This is a genomic window from Streptomyces sp. NPDC000941, assembly GCF_053599555.1.
Window position 1 is genome coordinate 1 of the sequence record NZ_JBSFMM010000183.1, and the last position, 23,154, is coordinate 23,154.

The window sequence follows — 23,154 nt, forward strand, 5'->3', positions numbered from 1 at the left end:
GCGATTCCGAAGGGCCTTCCTTCATCTTCCACGCAGCATTGCCTTCCAAGAGGCTCCTACCTACACGCACCTCTCTTCTCGCATTCGTGGCACACTGACATCACCTACATTCCCACGTGGGAAGGATTCGTCTACCTGGCCACCGTCATCGACTGTCACAGTAAGGCCGTCATCGGCTGGGCCATGGATGACCATTTCAAGACCCCGCTGATATCATCGGCCCTTGAAATGGCCGCCGGGAGGATGAAAATCGAGAAGAACGCCATATTTCATTCCGACCGGGGCAGCAACTACACCTCGGATGAGTTCGCCAGAACCCTGTCCCGATACGGCATGAGACAGTCCATTGGAAGGACCGGAGTCTGTTGGGACAACGCCATGGCCGAATCGTTCTTCGGCGCACTGAAGAACGAGTGGCTGAACCGCTACGTGTTCACCACCCGCGCGAAAGCACGTCGCGAGGTTGTCAGGTATATCGAGGGCTTCTATAATCGCCGAAGGCTGCACTCGAAACTTGGGTATCGCACACCAGCCGAAGTGTTGAGTCAGTATCACACCACTCGGCTCGCAGCGTAGAACGAGAGCAGTCAGGCTGTCCGGAAAGCGCAGGGCCCCTCAGGTGACGGTGACGCCCCCTTCGGCGTACATGCGCGTCAAAGTCTCGACCGGGCGGTGGTCGTCGTCGTAGTCGTAGGTGCCCTGGCTGAAGGCGACGTAGCTGCCCGACGGCAGCGCGCCGACCAGCCGCTCGATAATTCCGGCCGGATCGGCACTGTCCGGGACGAATAGGAACACCGACGCCAGCAGTAGCCCAATCGGCTCATCGAAATCGATAAGCTCCCTCACTACGTCGGCCTCGAGGATGGAATCAGGGTCGCGAACGTCGGCTGTGAGATGGCCGACCCGTTCGTCGACAGCAAACGAAGCCCGCTGATTCGCGGTGATCACCACATCCTGATCAACGTAGACAACGCGGCAACTGGGATCGGCGGCCTGCGCGACCTCGTGGACATTAGGCTCGTGAGCCAGCCCGGACCCGATATCAAGGAACTGCCGGATGCCGTAATCGGTGAGCGCACGTACCGCTCGCAGCACGAACTGGCGTTGGTTGCGAGCGATGAGCCGTACGTTCGGCACTCTCTGCTCAATCCGCTCGGCCAGCGTCAGATCGCCAGGCCAGTTGTCTCTCCTGTCCCCCAGGAAGTGCGCGTACAGCCGCGCCCCGTGCGCGTGCATGCTGTTGTCGGTCATGCTGCTGCTCTCCAGTGGTCATGGATCCGCTCAAGCAGGCGGCGCGTCTTGTCACCGTGCGCAGTGGCCTGCCCAGCTGCCAGGTCCAGCACCGCGGTGTAAGCCGCGACGGCCACTGGCTTGTCCACGAAGACAAGGCCCTCCAGCTGCTGCACGCAAACGATGTCTGGTAGCTCGCGCAGGCGCAGGCGGTAAGCACAGCAAGCCCCAGCTCGCGAGGCGGGCGGGGGCCGGCTGCGAAGGGAACGATCTGAAGCGTGACACGAGGCCGGGACGCCATGTGCAGCAGGTGCGCAACCTGCGCCGCCATGACGCTGGGGTTCCCGATCTGCCAGTGCAGCACCGATTCGTCGAGCACCACCCACAGCAGCGGCCCACTATCGCCGTCCAGCACGGCTTGGCGCCGTCGCAGGAATTCAAGCCACCGGTCGGCCCCAGACCCCTGGCCCAGTGAGTGGGCGTACTCTGCGGTCTGCAGCAGAGCCGGAACCTCCCACGGTGCGTGCATCCTGATCCTGCCCGCACCGCCCTCCAGCGTGAGGCAGTTTGCCAACGGGCCGGACACGCCGTACTCATCCCACCAGTTCCGGCCAGCCGCCCTTTCAGACAGCTCGACCAACGCGCTGATCTCCCGCTCGTCAGCTCCGTAGTACGAGAGCAGCGCGCGTAAATCAGGTCGCCGTGGGGGCCTGTGCAGCCCCTGCTCCATGCGCCGGACGGTGGTGTGGTGCACCCCGATTTGATCAGCCGCCTAGGCGAAGCTGCGGCCCGCTTGCTGCCGCAGTGTCCGCAAGTGCTCGGCCAGCACCTTGCGCAGGATGGCCGGACTGTCCACGGACACGTCCCTCCAGCTTCGCCTCGGCGGTGCGCACATCAAAAATTGCGAATCGCACAGCGCGATTCCACTCCAGTGATGTTAGTGGTCACACCGCTACACAGGGCAAGCGACACTCGGCTCCCAGAGCATCAACCGTTCGAAGACTACGGTCACTTGAGGCAGGGTTGAGCACTTCTTTAGTGCTCTCCTGCCGTGTACCCCCAGCACCTTCTCGCCGGAGGACCTCGGATAGGCAGAGGGCATCAAGAAGATCTCCTCGCACAGCACCGTGCGGAAGCATCACTCATCCGCCAGGCCTTCCTCGCCTGCACCGTCGGTCTGGCGGTAAGACTGAGCGATCGAACGGCTGCCCTCGACAGATGATGTCTCGACCGCCAGATGACCGGTCCTTGTCGAACGCACGGTGGCCACCAGCATCCGGGACCTGGCCGCCCCGACGTGCAGTCTTTTCCGTAGCGTCTCAGCAGAGATCGGCCGTTGATACGTCTCCCAATGCCACGCATCTTCCACCAGTGCACGCTGAAGAAGATCGTCCCCGCCAGGCCTGAGCTGACTTTGCTGATCATCTTCGTCCGAGGCGTGCGATTGCTCGACGTTACCCCTCTCCGGCTCAATTATCCCCGCAGCGTGTACTACGGGGCGCTCCCGGACCTCCGCCTCACGTGACGTCTCGCCCCCGGCACTACTGATGGCCTGCAGAAGCCCCGGACCGACTTCTGCCCATCCGATCAACAGCAACGGTCCCACTGCATCGAAGGCGGCTTTGCCGTTCTGTCCGGCCAGCAGCGGGTCCGTCACGTTCAATGCCAAAGTCATCAGGCTGGAGAAGACCAACAACCGACGCGCCGGGCGGAGCCGCTCCCGGCTCGCACCCTGCAGCGCGAGATACCGCGTACCCAGCAGCAACCCCAGCACAGAAAGATCCACCGCCGGGGCCACGAGAGGCGCCACCCACGGCGGCACGCCCAACCGCAGCGCCAGGGTCCATACGTTGCCGAAGCCGAACAAGAACGTCAGCCCCACCACCGCAGCCATGATCCCCGTCACTGCCCGAAGCGTGACCACCCGCTCGAAAGCAGCCCCCGCCCGGCCGCTGGCATGTGCCGGCCTCTCGCCATTCATCGGCCCGCTCCGCCCCGCGCAACGGGTTCGAAGCTGCCCTTGATCACCAACCTGCCGGACAGATTCTGCAGGTCAGTGGCGTCATCCTTCTGTGTGGTGCCCTGCCGGGGGCGCTCGCCACCTCTCCCTCTACGCCCGTAGAGGATCGGACGCCGGTGAAGCCGGCGGCCGCGGCGCTCGGCGCGCTCAGTCCGCCGAGCCGGAGGCCTCACGCTCGTAGGTCTCGATCGTCCGGACGAACACGGCGCGCTGCTCGGGGGTGAGCGGGTCGAAGGCCGCGCGCCAGGCGTTCGCGCCATTGGCGAGCCAGGTGTCGATGGCCGAGCGGGTCTCCTCGTCCTCCGTGATGGCGACGATGGTGCGCCTGCGGTCGGCCGGGTCGGTGTGGCGCTCCAGGACGCCCTGGCGGCTGAGGTCGCCGACCATCAGGCTGACCGTCGTGGGGGCGACCTCCAGGCGGGCGGCGAGCTCGTTGACCGGCATCGGGCCGTCGAACAGCAGATAGGACAGCAGCGACAGATGCCTGGGGGCCAGGTTGAAGGAGCTCAGCCGCTCCGGGATCTTGGTGCGCTTGAGCCGGGCGGCGACGCGCGGCATCAGCAGCAGCATGGCCCGGATCGCCTGGTCCGAGCTCAGGGCGGACTCCGTACCGGACCGCGGCTCACGCTCCGCCGACATGTCTCGTACCCCCTCATAGCTTGCGCCGTCACCTTCCCGGCAAAGCTATCCCGGGGCGCGCCGCCGCTCACGGCAGGGTCGTTACGACGGGAGGGGCACCTCCAGGGCGGGCAGCAGATGCCGCTCCTCGTAGGCGAAGTGCTCCTCCAGGCCCGAGACCAACCGGTCCAGCTCGGCGCGGATCTTCTTCACATCGGCGGGGTCGGCGGGCAGTCCCCCGTTCAGCAGGGCCTCGAACTCCTCCAGGGCCCGCTCCACCGCTTCGTGCTCCTGGCGCAGCCGGGTGAGAGCCGGGAGCAGGTGCGGGAACTGCCGCTCGAAGGCGGTGAACGTGCCGTTCTCCCGGATGTGGTGGGTCTGCAGGGCGTAGCAGAACGTCAGGCAGTGGCGGCGCAGTTGGCCCACGAGGTCGGCCCCCGAGCCGGCGTCGGACCCTGAACCTGCGCTGGCCTCTGAACCTGCGCTGGCCCCTGTACCGGCGTCGGCCTCCGCGGACTCCCCCGCCGGCGCCCGGTCGAACTCGGCGCGGACGCGGTGGAGCTCGGAGCGCAGATCGTTGTGGTGCTGGATCAGCTGTCGTCCGATCATCTGATTGCGCTCTTGATTGTTCGCGCCGAGGTCCAGGAGGTGGAGGGCGATGACCGGAATGGTCCGCTCGGTCTGCTCCGCGTACGTACGGAAGGCCGGTGAGCATGAGCACTGCAGCTCCCAGTAGCGATCGCGCTCCACGCCCTCCAGCACCACCGCGCGCGCCGCGAACGGCTTGACGGCCCCATCCTCGGTGCCGAGTTCCACCGTGAGATGCGGGTTGGCCAGCAGATTGTGGTACCAGTGCGGGTGCTTGGGGCCGCCGGCGTTGGAACCGAAGACCAGATAGCGGTGCCCGTCGCGCAGATACACGGCCGGGGTCGTATGCGGCTTGCCGGTCCTGGCGCCGGCCGTGGTCAGCAGGATCAGCTGAGCGCCTTCGAACATGCCGCCCACTTGTCCGTTGTTCGCCCGGAATTCGTCGATGACGTTCTTATTGAGGTCCATAGGAGCCCTCCATCCTCAGCACCGCGACCCCCTGCACCCGGTCGGCCGCCAGGTCGTCCAGCGCGGCGTCCGCCCGCTCGAACGGATACGGCGTCACGGTGACCCGGAGCCGGTGGGCGGCCGCCGCGTTCAGGAACTCCCAGCCGTCCTCCCGGGTGTTGGCCGTGACGCTGCGCAGCGTGCGTTCATGGAAGAGATGCCGCTCGTAGTCGAGGGGCGGGATGTCCGAGAGATAGATCCCGGCGACGCTCAGGGTGCCGCCGCCGTCCAGCGCCTCCAGGGCCACCGGCACCAGATCCCCCACCGGCGCGAAGAGGATCGCCGCGTCCAGCGGCTCCGGCGGACGGTCGTACGCGTCGCGCGCGGAGGCCGCGCCGAGCTCCAGCGCGAGCGTGCGCGCCGCCGCCGAGCGAGTCAGGACGTGGACCACCGCGCCCCGGCCGATCGCGACCTGGGCGGTGAGATGCGCCGATCCGCCGAAGCCGTAGATGCCGAGCCGGCCGCCCGGCGGCAGCTCGGCGCGGCGCAGCGCGCGATAGCCGATGATTCCGGCGCACAGCAGCGGGGCGAGTTCCTCGTCGGCGTAGCCGCCGGGCAGTTCGTACGCATAGCCGGCGGGGACCGTGGCGTACTCGGCGTAGCCGCCGTCCGCGTCCCAGCCGGTGTACTCCGAGGACGGGCACAGGTTCTCCTGGCCCCTCAGGCAGTAGCGGCAGCGGCCGCAGGTCCGGCGCAGCCAGGGGATCCCCACCCGGGTGCCGACCGGTGGCCCTTCCGCCCCCGGGCCCGCCGCGACCACCTCCCCGACCGCCTCGTGGCCGGGGACGACGGGGGTCTTGTGCGGCGGCAGGTCGCCGTCGCGTACGTGCAGATCGGTACGGCACACCCCGCAGGCCCGGACCCGCACCAGCAGCTCGTCCGCCGCGGGCCGCGGAACCGGCAGCTCCACCTGGTCGATCCGGCCCGGGCGGCCCGGGCGACCCGGGCTGCCCGGGGTTCGCACCACCCATGCCCGCATTTTCCCTGGGATGTCCACGGTGTCCGGATTTGCCTGCGCCACCGGGGCAACGTACTGCCGCGGCGGCACGGGGATGCGGAGGCGCGCGTTCCGGGCGCGTCAGCGGGCCCCGGGGCAGCGCCCGTAGGCTAAGGCCCATGGGCAGCTCACGGTCTCCACTGGCGGAGCAGGCCACCGACCCCGGCGCCACCGCGCCCGCGCACCGCGGCGTCTGGCGCGGACAGGGTCCGGTGGTCTGCGCGGTGGCGGTCGGCGGCGCGGCGGGGGCGGTCGCGCGGTACGGGGCGTCGCTGCTGTGGCCGACCGCGGCGGGCATCTTCCCCTGGACGACGTTCGTGGTCAACGCCATCGGCTGTGCGCTCATCGGCGTTCTCCTGGTGCTGATCACCGAGGTATGGGCCGCGCACCGGCTGGTGCGGCCGTTCTTCGGGACGGGGGTGCTGGGCGGGTTCACCACCTTCTCGACGTACGCCGTGGACATCCAGCGCCTGGTCGACGGGGGCAGCCCGGCCACCGGGCTGATCTATCTGGCGGCCACCCCGCTGGCGGCGCTGACGGCGGTGTGGGCCGCGGTGGCGGTGACGCGGCGCGCCATGGGGGTGTCCGGGGCGGGCCGCGCGAGCGGTGCGAGCAGTGCGAGCGGTAGGGGCAGCGCGGACGGCGCGACCGACGAGGGCGCGCGATGAGCAGCCTGCGGCTGACCGTCTTCGTCAGCGAGAGCGACACCTGGCACCGCCGGCCCCTGTTCGCGGAGATCGTCCACCGCGCCCACCGCGCGGGGCTCGCGGGCGCGAGCGTCTTCCGCGGGGTCGAGGGGTTCGGCTCGACGTCGGTAGTCCACACCTCGCGGCTGCTGTCACTGAGCGAGGATTTGCCCGTCGCGATTGTGATCGTGGATGCGGAGGAGCGGGTACGGGCGTTCCTGCCCGAGCTGGACGAGATCGTCGGCGAGGGCCTGGCCGTCCTCGATCCGGTCGAGGCGATCCACTTCCCCCGCCGCGACGACAAGGACTTGGGTAAGGGCGAGGAGGCCCGGTGAACTGGCTGCTGGTGGTGGTCGGCGCCATGGTGGGCGCGCCGCTGCGCTATCTGACCGACCGGGCCGTGCAGACCAGACACGATTCGGTGTTTCCGTGGGGCACCTTCACCGTCAATGCCTCGGGCTGTCTGGTGCTGGGCCTGCTGACCGGCGCCGTCACCGCCGGGGCCGCCTCCTCGCAGCTCCAGCTGCTGCTGGGCACCGGATTTTGCGGGGCGCTTACGACGTACTCGACGTTCTCGTACGAGACGCTGCGACTGGCCGAGGACGGCGCCCGGCTCTTCGCGGTCGCGAACGTGGTGATGAGCGTGGCGGTCGGCCTCGGCGCCGCCTTCGCCGGTGCGGCGCTGGCCCGGGCCATCTGGGGCTGAGCGCCACCGGAGACCCACCGCTCACCCAGAACCAGGCGGCCGGAGACCCACCGCTCAGCCAGAACCAGGCGGCCGGAGACCCACCGCTCAGCCAGAACCCGAGTCGGGAACCGGCGGCAGCAGCCTCGTACCCGGCGTCAGCTCCTCCCCCGCCCTCGCCGACCGCAGATGCTCCCGCAGCACCCGGCTCAGCTCCCGCGCCGCCCGCGGCGGCGCGACGTCCTTGCGGTGCGCGAGGGAGATGGTGCGCTGCATACCGTGGCCCGCGAAGGGCGTGGCCCGCAGCCCGGATCTGGCGGCCACCATCCCCGGGATCACTGCGATCCCGAGCCCCGCCCGTACGAAGCCCAGCACCGCGTCCATCTCCCCGCCCTGGACCGAGTACGAGGGCTCGAAACCGGCCGCCCGGCAGGCCGAGGTGGTGAACTCCCGCAGGTCATAGCCGCGCCGGAACATGACAAGCGGCTGGTCCCGCAGATCTTCGACGCGAATGTGGCGGCGCCTGACGGGCGGCGGTGACGCGGGCGAGGAGGCCACGACCAGCTCCTCGCGCAGCAGCTCGGTGGTGGCCAGCGCCGGGGCCTGCCCGGCCAGCGGGGTGATGATCAGCGCGAGGTCCAGCTCACCCGCGGCCAGGGTGCGCACCAGGTCCTGCGAGCCACCCTCGTCCACGATCAGCTCGATTCCGGGGAACTCGTCGTGGAAGCGGCGCAGCACATCCGGGACGAGGCTGGCGCACAGGCTCGGCGGGGCGCCGAGCCGCACCCGGCCGCGCCGTAGCTGGGCGACCTCCTGCACCTCGCGGCGCGCGGTCTCGGTGTCGGCAAGGATCTGCCGGGCCAGCGGGAGCAGGGCCTCCCCCGCATCCGTGAGGGCGATGTTGCCGCGGGCGCGGTGGAAGAGCTCGGCGCCCAGCTCCCGTTCCAGGGTGCGGATCTGCTGGGACAGCGACGGCTGGGCGACATGCAGGATCTCCGCCGCGCGCGTGAAATGGCGAGTATCGGCCACGGTGGCGAAATAGCGCAGCTGCTGCAGTCTCACGCAGGCATGATAGCCACGGTCTATGGAATCGAGCCATTCCATGTCTTGGACGAATCGCAAGGCGGTCCTTAGCGTCTTGTCACATGGCACTGGCGACGCGGACGGACCCTGAGAGGCCCGCCCAGAAGGGGCCGCGACAGCGGCCGGAACCGCCGCGGAAGCCCGCGCGGAGCCCGTCCCTCATCGGCTCCGTGTGGCGCTCGACCGTCGGCAAGAAAGCGGTGATGGCCGTCACCGGGCTGGTCATGCTGGCCTATCTGGCGGTCCATATGCTCGGCAACCTCAAGATCTTCTTCGGGTCCGGGGACTTCAACGGCTACGCCCACTGGCTGCGCACCCTCGGCGAGCCCGCGCTGCACTACGAGTGGTTCCTGTGGCTGGTCCGGGTGGCCCTGGTGGCCTCGGTGGTGCTGCACGCCGTGGCCGCGTACCAGCTCAGCCGCCGCGATCTGGCCGCGCGGCCGCAGAAGTACGCGCACGGCAACGCGCGCCGCAGGCGGAAGGCGAGCTACGCCACCCGGACCATGCGCTGGGGCGGGGTGATCCTCGGCCTGTTCATCGTCTGGCACATCCTGGACCTGACCACGCTCACCGTGAACGAGCACGCCGAGCCCGGCCATCCGTACCAGAACGTGGTGGCGACCTTCTCCACCTGGTACGGCAACACCATCTACATCGTGGCGATGCTGGCCCTCGGTCTGCACATCCGGCACGGCCTGTGGAGCGCCGCCCAGACCCTCGGCACGGGCCGTCCGCACCGCGACCGCGCCCTCAAGATCGTCTCGACGGCCGTGGCGGCCGTTCTGGCCGGCGGATTCATCGCCGTGCCCATCGGGGTCATGACCGGAGTAGTGAGCTGATATGAGCACCTATGCGGAGTACACGACCGGCGAGCCGATCACCGACGCCAAGGCCCCGGACGGCCCCATCGAGGAGCGCTGGAACCGCCGCCGCTTCGAGGCGAAGCTGGTCAACCCCGCCAACCGCCGCAAGCACACCGTGATCGTGGTCGGCACCGGCCTCGCGGGCGGCGCGGCCGGGGCGACGCTGGCCGAACAGGGCTACCACGTGGTGCAGTTCTGCTACCAGGACTCGCCCCGCCGGGCCCATTCGATCGCGGCCCAGGGCGGTATCAACGCGGCCAAGAACTACCGCAACGACGGCGACTCCATCCGCCGGCTGTTCTACGACACCGTCAAGGGCGGCGACTTCCGCGCCCGCGAGTCCAATGTGCACCGCCTCGCCGAGGTCTCGGTGGAGATCATCGACCAGTGCGTGGCCCAGGGCGTGCCGTTCGCCCGCGAGTACGGCGGTCTGCTGGACACCCGCTCCTTCGGCGGCGTCCAGGTCTCCCGCACCTTCTACGCCCGCGGCCAGACCGGCCAGCAGCTGCTGCTCGGCGCGTACCAGGCGCTGACCCGGCAGATCGCCGCGGGCAACGTCGAGATGCACCCCCGTACCGAAATGCTCGACCTGATCGTCATCGACGGCCGGGCCCGCGGCATCGTGGCCCGCGATCTGATCAGCGGCGAGATCTCCACGTACTTCGCGGACGCCGTCGTCCTGGCCTCCGGCGGCTACGGCAACGTCTTCTATCTGTCGACGAACGCCAAGAACAGCAACGCCACGGCCATCTGGCGGGCGCACCGGCGCGGCGCGTACTTCGCCAACCCCTGCTTCACCCAGATCCACCCCACCTGCATCCCGCGCTCGGGCGACCACCAGTCCAAGCTGACCCTGATGAGCGAGTCGCTGCGCAACGACGGCCGTATCTGGGTGCCCAAGGCGAAGGGCGACACCCGCCCGCCCGCCGAGATCCCCGAGGACGAGCGCGACTACTACCTGGAGCGGATCTACCCGTCGTTCGGCAATCTGGTGCCCCGCGACATCGCCTCCCGCGCCGCGAAGAACGTATGCGACGAGGGGCGCGGGGTGGGCCCGGGCGGCCAGGGCGTCTATCTGGACTTCGCCGACGCGATCGCCCGGATGGGCCGCAAGGCGGTGTCCGAGAAGTACGGCAACCTCTTCGAGATGTACGAGCGGATCACCGCCGAGGACCCGTACCAGGTGCCGATGCGCATCTACCCCGCCATCCACTACACGATGGGCGGTCTGTGGATCGACTACGACCTGCAGACCACCGTGCCCGGCCTGTTCGCGATCGGCGAGGCCAACTTCTCCGACCACGGCGCCAACCGGCTCGGCGCCTCCGCGCTGATGCAGGGCCTGGCCGACGGCTACTTCGTCCTCCCCTCCACCATCAACGACTACCTGGCCCGGCATCCGCACGGCGAGGTCGACCCCGGCCACCCGGCGGTCACCGAGGTGGTCTCCGAGGTGACGGACCGGCTGGCGCGGCTGCTGGCGAACGACGGCGACCGCACCCCCGATTCCTTCCACCGCGAGCTCGGCGAACTGCTGTGGGACGAATGCGGTATGGCCCGCACCGAAACCGGGCTGCGCAAGGCGCTCGACCGGATCCCGGCGCTCCGCGAGGAGTTCTGGCGGCGGATCAAGGTGCCGGGCACCGGCGAAGAGCTCAACCAGTCGCTGGAGAAGGCCAACCGCATCGTCGACTACCTGGAGCTCGCCGAGCTGATGTGCCTGGACGCGCTGCACCGCGCCGAGTCGTGCGGCGGCCACTTCCGCGAGGAGAGCCAGACGCCCGACGGCGAGGCGGCCCGCGACGACGAGTCCTTCTCGTACGCCGCGGCCTGGGAGTTCCTGGGCACCGGCAACGCGCCCGTCCTGCACCGCGAAGACCTGGTCTTCGAGTACGTCCACCCCACGCAGCGGAGTTATGCATGAGGCTCACCCTGCGGATCTGGCGCCAGCACGGCCCGAACGAGCCGGGCGCCATGACCGTGTACGAAGTCGACGGCATCTCGCCCGAGATGTCCTTCCTGGAGATGCTGGACAGTCTCAACGAGGAGCTGATCCTGCGCGGCGAGGAGCCCGTGGCCTTCGACCACGACTGCCGCGAGGGCATCTGCGGGGCGTGCGGCATGGTCATCAACGGCCAGGCGCACGGCCCCGAGCGCACCACCACCTGCCAGCTGCATATGCGGCACTTCTCCGACGGTGACACGATCGACGTCGAGCCGTGGCGCGCCGCCGCCTTCCCCGTGGTCAAGGACCTGGTCGTGGACCGCTCGGCCTTCGACCGGATCATCGGTTCCGGCGGCTATATCTCCGCGCCGACCGGCAGCGCCCCGGACGCGCATGCCACGCCCGTGCCCAAGCCGGTCGCCGACACGGCCTTCGAGCACGCCGAGTGCATCGGCTGCGGGGCCTGCGTGGCGGCCTGCCCCAACGGCTCGGCGATGCTCTTCACCTCGGCCAAGGTCGTCCATCTGAACGTGCTGCCGCAGGGGCAGCCCGAGCGCGAGTCGCGGGTGCTTGACATGGTCGGCGCGATGGACGAGGAGGGCTTCGGCGGCTGCACCAACACCGGGGAGTGCGCGGTGGCCTGCCCCAAGGGGATCCCGCTGCAGAGCATTTCCATGATGAACCGGGAATTCCTGCGGGCGAGCATGAAGGGCGGCCGCGGCTGACAAGCCGCCGCTGACGGTACGAGAGGCCTCGTAAAGCCGCTCGTACCGTCAGCGGGGGGAGGTGGCGGCGGTTGCAACGGTGCTCAGACCGCCGCCGCCACCGGGGTCCCGCGTCGCGCCTCGCGCCGGCGCAGGGTGACCGCCAGGCCGAGAGTGGCCAGCGCGACGAGCATCATCAGCGCGCTGGTCCACACCGGCGAGCGGTAGCCGAGGCCCGCGTCGATGGCGAGCCCGCCGAACCACGGGCCCGCCGTGTTGCCGACGTTGAACGCCGCCGTGGTGAACCCGCCCGCGAGGGTGGGCGCGCCGTCGGCCAGATAGAAGGTGCGCGAGGTCAGGACCGGCGCGATGCCGAACGCGAGCAGGCCCTGGACGAAGACCAGCACGAACACGGCCACCGCGGCCCCGGCGCTCAGGGCCAGTACGGCCCAGCCGAGCGTCAGCGCGCTCATGCCGGTCAGCAGGATCAGATACGGCCGGGCGTCGGCGATCCGGCCCCCGACGGTGATGCCGACGAACGCGCCCACGCCGAACAGCACCAGCATCGCGGGCACCCACCCGGCGCCGTAGCCGCTGACCTCGGTGAGCAGCGGGGCGAGATAGGTGAAGGTGCAGAAGGTCGCGCCCTGGACCAGGGCGTTCATGGCGTAGGCGGTCAGCAGCTGCGCGCCGACCAGCGAGCGCAGCTCGGCGCGCAGCCCGGCCGCGGGCGCGTCGGGGCGGCCGGCCGGGATCGAGGCCAGGACGGCGGCGACGCCGGCGACGGACAGCACGGCCACCGCCCAGAACGCCGACCGCCAGCCCCACAGCTGACCCAGCACCGCCCCGCCGGGCACACCCGCCACACAGGCCAGCGTGACCCCGCCCATGACCACGGACATCGCGCGGGCCTTTTTGTCCGGTTCGACCATGCCGACCGCGGCCCCGGCGGCCACCGCCCAGAACCCGGCGTTGGCGAGCGCGCCGACGATCCGGGTCGCCAGCAGTACGGCGTAGTCGGCCGTGACCGCCCCGACGACATGGGCGGCGGCGAACGCCACCAGGAACGCCACCAGCGCGGTCCGGCGTGGCCAGCGCAGGGTGAGCATCGCGAGCAGCGGTCCGCCGACAACCATTCCGATGGCGAACGCCGAGGTCAGAAAGCCGGCCTGGGGGATGGAGACCCCGAGGTCGGCGGCGATGTCCGGCACCAGACCGGACAGCATGAACTCCGAGGTGGCCTGGGCGAATACGGCCAGGCCGAGCATGTAGACGGCAAAGGGCATACGGGAACTCCCCGAGTGGAAGTGACGGAATCTGCGAACGGGCAGCGTTCGCCAACGGGAGAGTTCGCCGAGGTGCGCTCGCCAGGACGCGTCACCACACGCGAAGAAGGCGTGCGTGACTGGCGGGAGCGCGAGGGAGATGCGTGGAAATCGACGTCCGGTCGGAGTCGTCCGCTGCCCGTGATGCGGAGATCCGGCCGCCGGGGCGGCGCCATGGCTGCCGCACGGCCTCAAGAGGGCCGGTGTGCGCGGCTCATCGGCGGTACTGCCACCGGACGCGGCCGGTGGCTAGGGTCTGTCGGACTCCGGACTGCTCATGATTCCGCACCGTAGCAGCCCCGTCGATACGCGTGCCACGGATTTGCCGGTGTACGGGGTGGGGGTGCTGGTGGGGGTGCCGGCGGGGCCGCCGCCGGGGAGGCCCCACCGGTCACTTCACAAGGAACTCGTCACCAGGAACTCGTCACCAGGAACTCGTCGAGGATCCCCGGAGCCGCCGCATCCGCGAACGCCACCGCCTCCCCGGCCGCCATATCGGGGATGCGGTAGCCGTCCTCGCCCGCCGCGACGGCCGCCGTCACGGTCGTGACCCCGGCCCGGCGCGACATCGGGCTGTCGGTGAATGTCCAGGCCAGTACGGCCCGGCGGTCCAGCGCGACCGTGTCGCGGCTGAAGGTGCCGGAGCGGATGAGCAGATAGCCGTCGTGACCACCCGCCAGGCCGTGGCCGAGCGCGCGATACGCGTCGCGCGCCAGGGCGTACACGACAGGGGTCGCGACGAGGAGGAACCCCCCGGCGCAGTACAGCAGTACGGGCGTCAGCAGCGCCCCGAGCACGGCGAGGGCGGCCGTCACCGGCGCCACGGCCCACACCATGCCGCGCATGACCCGACGGCGGAGCGCGGCGCGCGGATGCCGGGTCAGATCGGGCCGGTCGAAGAGCGCTTCACCGATGGGCGCGTGGGCAGGCCGGATGGGCGAGACGGGCCGGACGTGCGAGACGGACCGGGTGTACGAGACAGACCGGACGGGCGAAACAGACCTGGTGTGCGAGGCAGACAGAGCGTGCGAGGACGGGGCATGCGAGGCAGACCGGGCGTGCCTGCCGCGTGGCGCGCCGGGGCGCGCGAGCATACCGGTCAGCACCCGCAGGGCCTCCGCGCGCGGGGCGGGCGGGAGCACCGCGCTGCGCGTACGGTTCTCCTCACGGTTGCCCAGGCCGCTCGCCACGGCCCGTACAGCCGCGCCCCCGGCCGCGCGCAGCAGCATCGGTTCGCGCAGCACCGCGCCGCGCAGCCGGGCGCGTTCGATGGAGACCGAGCGGGTGGTGAGCAGCCCGCGCCGCACCTGGAGGGTGCCCGCGTCGGCCCACTCCAGGCGGTACCGCCACCAGTTCTCGGCGTAGACGGCGACCGCGCCGACACCGCCCACGGCGGCCACGGCCAGCAGGGCGAGCGGGATGGTCACCCACAGCACGCTGTTGCCGAAGTCCTCAAAGGCGTGGCGGACGGGGCCGATGCGCCACGGCTCCACGCCAACGCCGTCCAGTACCCGCCACACCGCGCCCACGGCCGCGAACACCCCTCCGAAGACCCAGAACGTGAACGGGGCGTAGCGCAGCCAGCGCGGGTCCCCGGTGGACAGGACCGGCTCGGCGGCGGGGTCGCCGGTGCCCGCGCGGGCCAGCAGTTCGGCGCGCAGCCGCTCGGCGGCGGGGCGGGTGAGGGCTTCCAGGATGAGCCCGTCGCGGCTGCCGTTCGCCCCAGTGGTGCCCGCGCGCAGCACGACGAGGCCGAAGAGCCGCTGTACGGGGTTGGCGGTCAGGTCGACGTTGCGTACGCGGTGCAGCGGGATGGCGCGCTGCCGACGGGTGAACAGGCCGCTGCGCAGTTCGAAGGAGTCGGCGGTGACGCGGTAGCGGGTGCGGGACCAGCCGATCAGCCCGGCGATGGTGACGACGGCGAAGGAGGCCGCGAGGACGGCGAGGGTGATCCAGGCCCGGTTGCCCAGGCGGCCGCCGGTGGCCAGCGCGGTGAGCGCGAGCGAGCCGAGCGGGGCCGCCATCCAGCTGCAGTGGACGGCGATGGTGCGGGGGTCGAGCGAACGCCACCCGGCCCTCGGCGAGTCGGCGGCCGGGTGGCCTGCGCCCATGAGGGGAGCGGTCACGCGGCATCACCCGGCACCAGCTGCGCCGCGTCGCCGATGCGCCGCGCCAACTCCTCCGCGTCGGCGTCGGAGAGCCCGGCGATACGGACGTCGCCCGCCGTGGAGGCGGTGGTGACGGTGATGGTGGCCAGCCCGAAGGCCTGCTGGAGCGGGCCGCGCGCGGTGTCGACGGTCTGCACCCGCGACAGCGGGGCGATCCGCCGCTTGCGCCAGAGCCAGCCGCTCGCCGCGTAGACCGCGCGCTCCCCCAGCTCCCAGGCGTGGGTGCGGTACCGCCACCGTGGCATGGCCCAGACGTATCCGAGGGCGGGCAGCACCAGCGTGACCAGCAGCAGCGGGCCGAGCCAGGGCAGCGCGCCGGAGAAGAAGAGCAGCGAGAGGACGAGCAGGGTGCCGGCGGTCAGCAGCATGGGCCCGCTGACGACGAGCAGCGCCTGCACGGTCCACCAGCGGCGGGCGCGCGGGTCCACGCCGTGCAGCGGTGCCCTGAGCTGGGGCCTGAGTTGGGGCCTGGGGACGGGCATGGACATGGGAGATTCCCCCCGAGGGTTTTTCAAGTCAACTGTATTGGCACGCGTCCGCCACGGTATAGCAATACGATTGACTTGCAAAAGTGGGAAGGGAGAACGGCATGCCCAAACGGGTGGACCACGAGGAACGGCGCAGACAGATCGCCCAGGCACTGTGGCGGATCGCCGCCGCGCGCGGCCTCGACGGCGCGAGCCTGCGCGATGTCGCCGCGGCGGCGGGCATCTCGCTCGGGCAGCTCCAGCACTACTTCACCAGCAAGGACGACATGATCGTCTTCGCGCTCGGCCATATCGAGCAGCTGGCCCAGCGGCGCATCCGGGCCCGCATCGAGGCGCTGCCGGGCGCCCCCACGCCCCGGGTCGTCCTCCGCGAGACGCTCGCCGAGATGCTGCCGCTGGACGAGGCGAGCCGCACCGGCTATCTGGTGCAGGTCTCCTACTTCATACGCGCCGTCAACGACGAGCGGCTGCGCACCCACGCCCAGGAAGGCATCGCAGCCCTACGGGCCTTCTTCGCCGACCAGTTGAAGGCGGCGATCGCCCAGGGGGAGGTGGCCGCGGACCGGGATCCCGACCGCGAGGCGGCGCTGCTGATCGCACTGACGGACGGGCTCTCCGCCGCCGTCCTGATGGAGTACGACACCGCGCAGGGGGCCCTGGCCCTGGTCGATCTGCATCTGACGCGCCTCTTCAGCAGCCCCGGAAGCGCCTGAGGCCGCACCCGCTCTCCCCTCTGGGCCGTCCTACGGGTGGCCGCCCCGTCCGGGCTTGACCGCGAGCGCCTGCGGCAGGTCGTCCAACGCCTCCACCAGCAGTTCGGCGCCGCGCACCGCCACTCCCGGCCGCTCCGCCTCCTCGTCCTGCCACCGCTCCAGGGCCTCGTGCACCGGGCCCCAGTCGGGCGCCCGGCGCTCCCGTACGGCCGTGACCGCCCCCGGCAGCGCCCCCTGGAGCGCCGCCGCGAACTCCTCGGCCCCCTTGGACGGGGGCGCGTCCTGGGCGGGCAGATGCGCCTCCAGCAGCATGGTGACCCGCCCGGTGGTGGATAGCGCCGTCTGCGCGGCGCGGGCCGCGCCGCGGGACAGCCCGCGGTGGCGCACCGGCTCATGGTGGGCCCTCGCCTCGCTCCGCTCCCAGGCCGACCGCGCGGCCCGCGCGTCCAGCAGCGCCTCCCGCACCTGACGGGGGCGGCGGTCGGCCGGGCGGGCATGCACATCGAAGACGGCCACGGCGTAACGGCCGTTGGTCTCCAGCCAGTCGGCCAGCCGGTCCCGCAGCAGCGGCGTCTCCCAGGCGGGGAAGACGACATACGCGGCCATCGCCAGCACCCCGCCCAGCAGGGTCAGCGCCACCCGCGCCGCCACCGTCTGCGACCAGCCCTCGCCCACGATGCCCAGCAGGAAGACGACATAGGCGGTCACACAGGCGGAGGCGACGATGAAGCCGGTGCGCAGCAGCAGGTACATCGCGGCGGCACAGACCACGGCCAGCGCCGCGCTCACATACGGACCGGGGTGAGCCAGCGCCATCACCGCACCGCCGAGCACCACGCCGCCCAGGGTGCCCATGAAGCGCGCGACACCGCGCGAGAAGGTCTGGCCGAAATCCGGCCGCAGCACCATCACCGAGGTGAGCGGCGCCCAGTAGCCATGGCCCCACGGCAGCATGCTCCCCAGCAGATAGCCGCAGGAGGCGACCGCGGACACCCGCACCGCATGCCGCAGCACGGGCGAGGACCAGCGCGCCTCGCGCCGCAGGGCGCGCAGCGCCACGGGGACCATGCCGGGGACGGTGGGCCGGGGCAGATACCGGCGGTCCTTGGCCCCTTCGGCCGTCACGGCCTCCACCGGCTCGTCCGAGGACTCCACCACATCGGCCACCAGCGCCATCAGCCGCAGTGCGGCCCGGCGGGCCGCGCCGCTGAGCATCGGCCCGGTCGGGGGCACCTCGAGCACCGCCATGGCGTCCGGCGGCAGCCGCACCGGCTTGCCCCAGCGGATCGCATGCGCCACGGCGTCCAGCACGGTGGCCGTCGCGCCCAGCAGATCGCGCACCCGGTCGCGCTCGGGCCCTTCGGGCGCGGCGCCGACCACCGGGTCGGCGAGCGAGGCCAGCACCGGCCGGATCCGCTCGGCGAGCAGCCGGTAGCCGCGCAGCTGGCGCGGGCGCCGCCGGGCCTGGCGGGGGGTCAGGGCGGCGGCGCTCCTGGCCTCCATCAGCGGCTGCGGGTCGAACGGCGCCACCGGGTCGTGGCGCAGCCGGCGCGCGTAGTCGGCCACCGCGGCGAGCGCGTCCGCGAGCGCGTCGCGCTGCACCCCCCACGGCCGGACCGGGAACAGCACGATGAGCGCGGCCTGCACCACCCCGCCGAGCCCGATCAGGGCGGTGTGCTGGAGGGCGCCCAGCACCGAGGTCGGGAGGGTGACGGTGACCAGCATGACCGCGACCATCTGGGTGGAGACCAGCCCGGACACCGGGCCGACCGCCCACGCCATCCCGGTCAGCAGCGTCCAGACGGCGACCATGACCACGAAGGTCGCGGTGTGGGCGGCGGCCAGATAGCCGAGGAACGTGGACACCGCGAGCCCGCCCGCCGCGGCCAGTGCCAGCGCGGGGCGCGGCCGCCAGCTGCGCTGGAAGGTCGCGATCCCCGAGGAGAAGGCGCCGAACGCGGAGGAGACGGCGAGCGCCGGTGAGCCGAGCCACATGGTCACGCCGATGACCAGCGCGACCCCGCACGCGCCGCGCAGCGCGACCAGCGGTTCCATCCTGGTGCGCTCGATCGCAAGCCCGGCGCGTGCGGTCGCCTTCAAGGCGTGTGACCAGGTCATACGGTGAGACTACGGCGCTGATCCAGGGAAACTGAACCGGCCGTTCCGCACTGGTTCATCACACCCGCGCGGTGTTTCAGCCGTCGGTGCCGCAGTAGACGTCGAGAAGCTTCATCGGCTTGCTGCCGTCGAGGTCCACATACGCGGTGAAGGACGCCGTCCGCGGCGAGCCGTCCCATGTGGTGGTGATCGTCGCCCAGCCCACCCGCGCCGACTGGGCCGTGGTGACCTCCCCGACCTCGATGTCGCGCGGCGTGTTCTGCGCGCACAGCAGCACATCGAAGCCGGGGTTCTCCGCGGCCTTCTCCTTGAGCTGGTCCGAGACCAGGTGCTTCCGCTCCCAGGGGCGCGGCCCGTGGTTGCCGTAGAAGCCCTCCAGGAAGTGGTGGATCTCCTCCGCGGTGTAGCGGCCGTTCGGGTCGGTCCGTACGGAGGTCTGCGCGGAGGTCTGCGCGGCGGCCGCCGCGGGCGAGCCGGCGGCGAGGACGAGGCCGAGGCCGAGCGCGGCCACGCAGCCACCGGCAAGGGCCGTCGAGCGGCGAAGAGAACGAAGCATTGAAAATCCCCCAGTGCAGTGCTGTATAGGTCTGTGTGCGGTCTTGTGACCATTGATCGGTCGAGTATCAAGAGAGACCCGCGCGCGGATCGGATGGTTGCCCCCTCGCTCGGCAACGGGCATGTAACGGCGATTAGCCTGTAGCGGTCATCGATCTGGAACCACCACAGGGGACTCGTAAACATGCGCCACCACATATCCGGATCCGGGCGAGCGGTTGTTTCCGCAGTCGCACTCGCCGTCGTACTCACCGCCTGCTCCGGATCCGACGGTGGAGCGGACTCTTCCGACAAGAGCGGCAAGGACAGCAAGACCGCCACGGACACATCGTCTTCGCCGGTCGGTGTCATCTCCCTCAAGGCGGCGCAGGGCGCCCTGCTCAACTACGCGAAGATCAACAACGAGGCCAACGCCGCACAGAGTCCGAAGAAGATAGCCGAGGTCGAAGACGGCGCACTGCGGCAGCAGAGTCAGGCGACGTTCACCCAGTTCAAGACTCTGCCGAAGAAGGAACAGGATTCCTACACAGTTCCCTTCTACTATCCGGTCAAGGGCGCCCATTTCTACATTCCCCCCAAGGGCTCCGAGAGCGTCTTCTTCGTCGACACCCGGATCACCGGCAAGAACATCGGCGAGGGCCGCCGACGGCTGATCGCCTTCAAACAAACGAAGGACAACGGGGGCGCCGCCTGGAAGGCGGTGGCCGTCGGTGACCTCGACAGCAAGACCAAATTGCCGAAGATCCAGCTGGACGGCGACGGATTCGCCTCCGTGCTCAAGGAGTCGGACCAGGTGGGCGGCACCACGCTCGCCGAACTGCGCGGGCTGTCCCAGGACTTCTATCTGACCGGCGGCAAGAGCGCGGACAGCACGTTCGCACAGAACGCGTTCGTGAAGAGCTGGAAGAAGGACTACGCGGACCGCGCCGACTTCCCCGACGGCTGCGTCAACGGCAAATACAAGTCCGCCGCCACCGCGGACGACACGGTGTACGGGCTCAAGACCACCGACGGTGGCGCCGTGGCCCTGTACGGCTTCGGCATCGACTACATGAACTGGCCGAAGTCCGACGGCATGAACTGCACCACCGTCATGCAGATCGGCAACATGCCCACGGTCACGGATGTCTACCTGGACGGCAGGGACACCTCCACCTTCCTCACCCGCACCGATTCGTCGCTCACCATGGCCGTCGTACCGCCCTCCGGCAAGCGCGTCCGGGTCACCGGATACAGCTTCCAGCTCATCGACGCCAAGGGCTGAACAACCCTCCGCGCGGCCGGAAGAGGTCAATACCGACCTCCTCCGGCGGCGGCGATTGGCTAGTCGATAGTCGCTGTCCAACGCCCCCGTGACAGATGGCAGATTCCGTCGGGTGTGATCGTCACGTCGCTGCCGTACAGCGGCAATCCGCCCTCGACGTTCAGGCGGCTCCGGATGCGTTCGAGCGCGTCCCAAAGACGGCGCGGGCCACCTTGGTGAACCGTGGGCGGATCGGTCCACCGGCCGCTGGCCCGCGCCCATGAACCGTCGGCGTGCACCATGTAGGCCGTACGCTCTTGATTGGCACCTTCGGCGTAGTCGAGTTCGACACCTGGTGTCGTGAGTTCAAGCATGGACCGGACCTCCCATGCCTCCGCCACATTGAGCACAGGGTAGCGTCCGGTTTTGATGTCCTCACCGTCAGCCTCCCGAGCCACGGCGAACAACGGTGAGAGGCCCGGCGGGTAGTCGTCCCCCTGCCGGGTCGGCATGAATCCGGCCCAGTCGCGTTCGATACGGCCGACAGCACCGCCGTCCTCGATCTTCCGCGCGGTGAGGATCAGTGAAGTGTTGCTGATGGTCGTCACCAGCCGCCCGCCGGGGCGCAGCGCGGACAGCCACGAAGCCGGGAGTGGGCGTACCGAGACGGTGGCGATGATCCGGTCATACGCGCCGGGGATCGGACCGGTGGCGTCTGCCGTGACGATCTCGGGGCGGATGTCCATCCGCTCCAGACGCTCCCGCGCCGCTTCTGTCAGGTACGGGTCCACGTCGATGCTGGTCACATGGTGGCCGCCGAGCCGCCGAGCCGCGTAAGCGGCCAGCCCGCCCGCTCCGGTACCGACGTCGAGCACGTCCGTGCCATCACTCAGGCGGCCGTGCCGCAGCATCTGCACCACCAGTCCGGGCAGGGTCGCCGAGGAGGTGGGCCGTCCTTGGACGCGGTCGCCGGGCTTTGCGTGATCGGCGTGCAGTGGCCCTACACGTGTCACCAACGACGTGTCGCTGTATGCGGCCGTGAGCCACGCTGAGGGATTGGAGGGGCCATCGCGCAGAATCCATCCCTGCTCGTTGCCGCGTTCCCACCAGCGAGGTACGAGCGCGTGCCGGGGCACGCTGGCGACCGGTTGCCTCCAGCGGGATACAGGGTCGGTGACCTCGTCCGCGAGCTTGGCTGCGTGGGGTTTCCAGTCCATAGCTCCTCTTACTACTCGTACGCGGGGTCGCAAGCCGGAGTGCGGGCCGGGTCACAGTCGTTGGAGTCGTTCGGAGTGCAGGGATCGTTGTGCACCGTTACGCGCGCGACGGCTGCACGCCATTCTGGTCCGTCAAGAATCGCGGCGAGCGGCCTTTCGCGGACATTGGCGCACGGCATGAACCGCGAGGACGCACAGGGCGAGCTGGCCATCGGGGAGTACCGCAGCCCGCCCGTGTCCGCACCGGCCGCACAGCTCGTTGACGCTCGGCATCGCGCCCGGCTTCGCCGCTCGCCCCACAGCGCGCGCACGATCCGTGTTGATCTGTTTCACGCCCATGGAGACGAGCTCCGCGCGGCCTTCCTTGACGCGCTGGCCGGGCAGTACGTCCACCATGCCGACCCGCAGGGGGATGTTCCGGCGCAGGGCCTCGGCAATGTTCGCGCGAGTCCTGCGGTGGCTTCCGTGCCGCTTGGTGATTCGTTCGTGTTCCGTCGGGTCGTCGCTGTAGTAGCTCGTCGCCAGAGAGACTCCAGCACGCTCGAACACCCTCCACCACGCGGGGCGGATGAGAAACAGATTGCTGTAGATCTCGACCTTGAGCCCGAGGCTCAGGGCCAGGTCAGTAAGTTCGATCCAGTGCGGAGACAGCGTCGGCTCTCCGCCGATTAACTGAATCCTCGGGATTTCCAACGCTGCCGCGTCTGCGATGACCGTGCGCCACTCGGCGAGCGTCATGGTTCCGTGCACACCCTGCGGGCTGGACGAACTGAGACAGTGGATGCACCGCTCCTGGCACTTGCCCGTGATCTCCAGTTCCAGAACGCTGAGCAGCCCTACCGGGGTGTGGGCCGGGATTTCAAGGAACGTTGTCGTTGTACTGGCACTCTCCTTGGCTGATTTGAGATTTAAGGATCTGAGCTTTTGCCTTCCCAGGATCCTGCCGCCTGGTCGGGGGCTCCAGGGCGTGTGGGGCGCTCGCCCGGCGTTATGGGGGCGTACGGGACCGAACGGACCAGGAACCTCTACGGCGTGAAGCGAACTGTTACGTTCGCCCAGCCGTCCGGACTCATGTATTGCCACGCGCCGGTTTCGTCAGCAGACAACATCGCTTCGGAGTACAGGGCTCCGACGAGGAGTTTCCAGGAATCAACCCTTCCGATGGCCTCCTTGCGTGACAGGTCCCGTAGCGATATGTCGGCGGCCATGGATATAGCTGTGCGGATATCGCAGTAACGCGTGTGGTCGGCTGTTCCCATGGTGACGCCGGAGGTGCTGATGAACGTCCATTCGGCGTGCCAGGGGCCATCTGCCATGGGGGATCACTCCGGCGAAGTGCTCTGTGTTGTGACTTTGCGGTGAGTTTGAGACGACGACACGCCGTGGCGTCGGCGTGTCGTC

The 23,154-nt window shown here is 69.9% G+C and carries 24 protein-coding genes and 1 pseudogene; 9 read left to right on the top strand and 16 right to left on the bottom strand.

What is annotated here, in order from left to right; translation table 11 throughout:
- On the top strand, window positions 1-576 hold a 576-nt coding region (locus ACWDSL_RS39695), incomplete at its 5' end, for an IS3 family transposase (RefSeq protein WP_450492826.1).
- A gap of 39 nt (window positions 577-615) precedes the next feature.
- On the opposite strand, the gene ACWDSL_RS39700 is transcribed toward ACWDSL_RS39695, so the two are convergent.
- The 7 genes and pseudogenes from ACWDSL_RS39700 to ACWDSL_RS39730 form a co-directional block, all read right to left on the bottom strand.
- On the bottom strand, window positions 616-1,251 hold the full coding sequence (locus ACWDSL_RS39700) for an SAM-dependent methyltransferase (protein WP_450492827.1): 636 nt from the start codon (window positions 1,249-1,251) through the stop codon (window positions 616-618).
- Window positions 1,248-1,406: a hypothetical protein gene (locus tag ACWDSL_RS39705; protein ID WP_450492828.1), complete on the bottom strand. Its 159-nt coding sequence runs from the start codon at window positions 1,404-1,406 to the stop codon at window positions 1,248-1,250. Before ACWDSL_RS39705 ends, ACWDSL_RS39700 begins: the two co-directional genes overlap by 4 nt.
- A gap of 50 nt (window positions 1,407-1,456) precedes the next feature.
- Window positions 1,457-1,990, bottom strand: a pseudogene (locus tag ACWDSL_RS39710) (helix-turn-helix domain-containing protein); the annotation flags it as partial.
- A gap of 378 nt (window positions 1,991-2,368) precedes the next feature.
- The gene (locus ACWDSL_RS39715) at window positions 2,369-3,211 is read right to left on the bottom strand and encodes a DUF2637 domain-containing protein (RefSeq protein ID WP_450492829.1); all 843 of its coding nucleotides are present in this window, start codon (window positions 3,209-3,211) and stop codon (window positions 2,369-2,371) included.
- A 186-nt stretch (window positions 3,212-3,397) separates the two neighbouring features.
- The gene (locus ACWDSL_RS39720; RefSeq protein WP_450492830.1) at window positions 3,398-3,889 is read right to left on the bottom strand and encodes a MarR family winged helix-turn-helix transcriptional regulator; all 492 of its coding nucleotides are present in this window, start codon (window positions 3,887-3,889) and stop codon (window positions 3,398-3,400) included.
- Between the two features lie 81 nt (window positions 3,890-3,970).
- On the bottom strand, window positions 3,971-4,924 hold the full coding sequence (locus ACWDSL_RS39725) for a nitroreductase/quinone reductase family protein (protein ID WP_450492831.1): 954 nt from the start codon (window positions 4,922-4,924) through the stop codon (window positions 3,971-3,973).
- On the bottom strand, window positions 4,911-5,942 hold the full coding sequence (locus ACWDSL_RS39730) for a zinc-binding alcohol dehydrogenase family protein (protein ID WP_450492848.1): 1,032 nt from the start codon (window positions 5,940-5,942) through the stop codon (window positions 4,911-4,913). The genes ACWDSL_RS39725 and ACWDSL_RS39730 overlap by 14 nt, the downstream gene beginning before the upstream one ends.
- Before the next feature lie 137 nt (window positions 5,943-6,079).
- On the opposite strand from ACWDSL_RS39730, the gene ACWDSL_RS39735 reads away from it, so the two are divergent.
- The 3 genes from ACWDSL_RS39735 to crcB are packed head-to-tail and all read left to right on the top strand — an operon-like array spanning window position 6,080 to window position 7,352.
- Window positions 6,080-6,628, top strand: coding sequence for a fluoride efflux transporter FluC (locus ACWDSL_RS39735; RefSeq protein ID WP_450492832.1), 549 nt, complete (start codon window positions 6,080-6,082; stop codon window positions 6,626-6,628).
- Window positions 6,625-6,981, top strand: coding sequence for a DUF190 domain-containing protein (locus ACWDSL_RS39740; protein WP_450492833.1), 357 nt, complete (start codon window positions 6,625-6,627; stop codon window positions 6,979-6,981). Before ACWDSL_RS39735 ends, ACWDSL_RS39740 begins: the two co-directional genes overlap by 4 nt.
- Entirely contained in the window at window positions 6,978-7,352 is a 375-nt protein-coding gene (crcB, locus tag ACWDSL_RS39745; protein ID WP_450492834.1) for a fluoride efflux transporter CrcB, read from the top strand. Before ACWDSL_RS39740 ends, crcB begins: the two co-directional genes overlap by 4 nt.
- 87 nt (window positions 7,353-7,439) lie before the next feature.
- Here the strand turns inward: crcB and ACWDSL_RS39750 are convergent, their stop codons facing one another.
- Window positions 7,440-8,393, bottom strand: a complete 954-nt coding sequence (locus ACWDSL_RS39750) for a LysR family transcriptional regulator (protein WP_450492835.1) — start codon at window positions 8,391-8,393, stop codon at window positions 7,440-7,442.
- Between the two features lie 83 nt (window positions 8,394-8,476).
- Between ACWDSL_RS39750 and ACWDSL_RS39755 the strand changes: the two genes are divergently transcribed.
- From ACWDSL_RS39755 to ACWDSL_RS39765, 3 genes are read left to right on the top strand one after another with little or no spacing between them, the layout of a single operon-like run.
- Complete coding sequence (locus tag ACWDSL_RS39755) at window positions 8,477-9,253, top strand: succinate dehydrogenase (protein WP_450492836.1); 777 nt, start codon at window positions 8,477-8,479, stop codon at window positions 9,251-9,253.
- A gap of 1 nt (window position 9,254) precedes the next feature.
- Window positions 9,255-11,201: a fumarate reductase/succinate dehydrogenase flavoprotein subunit gene (locus ACWDSL_RS39760; RefSeq protein WP_450492837.1), complete on the top strand. Its 1,947-nt coding sequence runs from the start codon at window positions 9,255-9,257 to the stop codon at window positions 11,199-11,201.
- Window positions 11,198-11,947, top strand: coding sequence for a succinate dehydrogenase/fumarate reductase iron-sulfur subunit (locus ACWDSL_RS39765; protein ID WP_450492838.1), 750 nt, complete (start codon window positions 11,198-11,200; stop codon window positions 11,945-11,947). The genes ACWDSL_RS39760 and ACWDSL_RS39765 overlap by 4 nt, the downstream gene beginning before the upstream one ends.
- Before the next feature lie 83 nt (window positions 11,948-12,030).
- Here the strand turns inward: ACWDSL_RS39765 and ACWDSL_RS39770 are convergent, their stop codons facing one another.
- The 3 genes from ACWDSL_RS39770 to ACWDSL_RS39780 form a co-directional block, all read right to left on the bottom strand.
- On the bottom strand, window positions 12,031-13,212 hold the full coding sequence (locus ACWDSL_RS39770; RefSeq protein WP_450492839.1) for a Cmx/CmrA family chloramphenicol efflux MFS transporter: 1,182 nt from the start codon (window positions 13,210-13,212) through the stop codon (window positions 12,031-12,033).
- Between the two features lie 449 nt (window positions 13,213-13,661).
- Entirely contained in the window at window positions 13,662-15,377 is a 1,716-nt protein-coding gene (locus ACWDSL_RS39775) for a PH domain-containing protein (RefSeq protein ID WP_450492840.1), read from the bottom strand.
- Window positions 15,374-15,907, bottom strand: a complete 534-nt coding sequence (locus ACWDSL_RS39780; RefSeq protein WP_450492841.1) for a PH domain-containing protein — start codon at window positions 15,905-15,907, stop codon at window positions 15,374-15,376. Before ACWDSL_RS39780 ends, ACWDSL_RS39775 begins: the two co-directional genes overlap by 4 nt.
- Window positions 15,908-16,008: 101 nt before the next feature.
- Here ACWDSL_RS39780 and ACWDSL_RS39785 point away from each other — a divergent pair, with 101 nt between their 5' ends.
- Window positions 16,009-16,620, top strand: a complete 612-nt coding sequence (locus ACWDSL_RS39785) for a TetR/AcrR family transcriptional regulator (protein WP_450492842.1) — start codon at window positions 16,009-16,011, stop codon at window positions 16,618-16,620.
- 30 nt (window positions 16,621-16,650) lie between these two features.
- Here ACWDSL_RS39785 and ACWDSL_RS39790 read toward each other — a convergent pair whose 3' ends face one another.
- On the bottom strand, window positions 16,651-18,738 hold the full coding sequence (locus ACWDSL_RS39790; RefSeq protein ID WP_450492843.1) for an FUSC family protein: 2,088 nt from the start codon (window positions 18,736-18,738) through the stop codon (window positions 16,651-16,653).
- Window positions 18,739-18,814: 76 nt separating this feature from the next.
- Window positions 18,815-19,294: a hypothetical protein gene (locus ACWDSL_RS39795; protein WP_450492844.1), complete on the bottom strand. Its 480-nt coding sequence runs from the start codon at window positions 19,292-19,294 to the stop codon at window positions 18,815-18,817.
- A gap of 183 nt (window positions 19,295-19,477) precedes the next feature.
- On the opposite strand from ACWDSL_RS39795, the gene ACWDSL_RS39800 reads away from it, so the two are divergent.
- Entirely contained in the window at window positions 19,478-20,557 is a 1,080-nt protein-coding gene (locus tag ACWDSL_RS39800) for a hypothetical protein (protein WP_450492845.1), read from the top strand.
- 59 nt (window positions 20,558-20,616) lie between these two features.
- On the opposite strand, the gene ACWDSL_RS39805 is transcribed toward ACWDSL_RS39800, so the two are convergent.
- The 3 genes from ACWDSL_RS39805 to ACWDSL_RS39815 form a co-directional block, all read right to left on the bottom strand.
- Window positions 20,617-21,753 carry a methyltransferase domain-containing protein gene (locus tag ACWDSL_RS39805; protein WP_450492846.1) on the bottom strand — a complete coding sequence of 379 codons (1,137 nt, stop codon included), beginning with the start codon at window positions 21,751-21,753 and terminating at the stop codon, window positions 20,617-20,619.
- A gap of 132 nt (window positions 21,754-21,885) precedes the next feature.
- Entirely contained in the window at window positions 21,886-22,611 is a 726-nt protein-coding gene (locus ACWDSL_RS39810) for a radical SAM protein (RefSeq protein ID WP_450492849.1), read from the bottom strand.
- A 167-nt stretch (window positions 22,612-22,778) separates the two neighbouring features.
- Window positions 22,779-23,069, bottom strand: a complete 291-nt coding sequence (locus ACWDSL_RS39815; RefSeq protein ID WP_450492847.1) for a hypothetical protein — start codon at window positions 23,067-23,069, stop codon at window positions 22,779-22,781.
- Window positions 23,070-23,154: the final 85 nt, after the last annotated feature.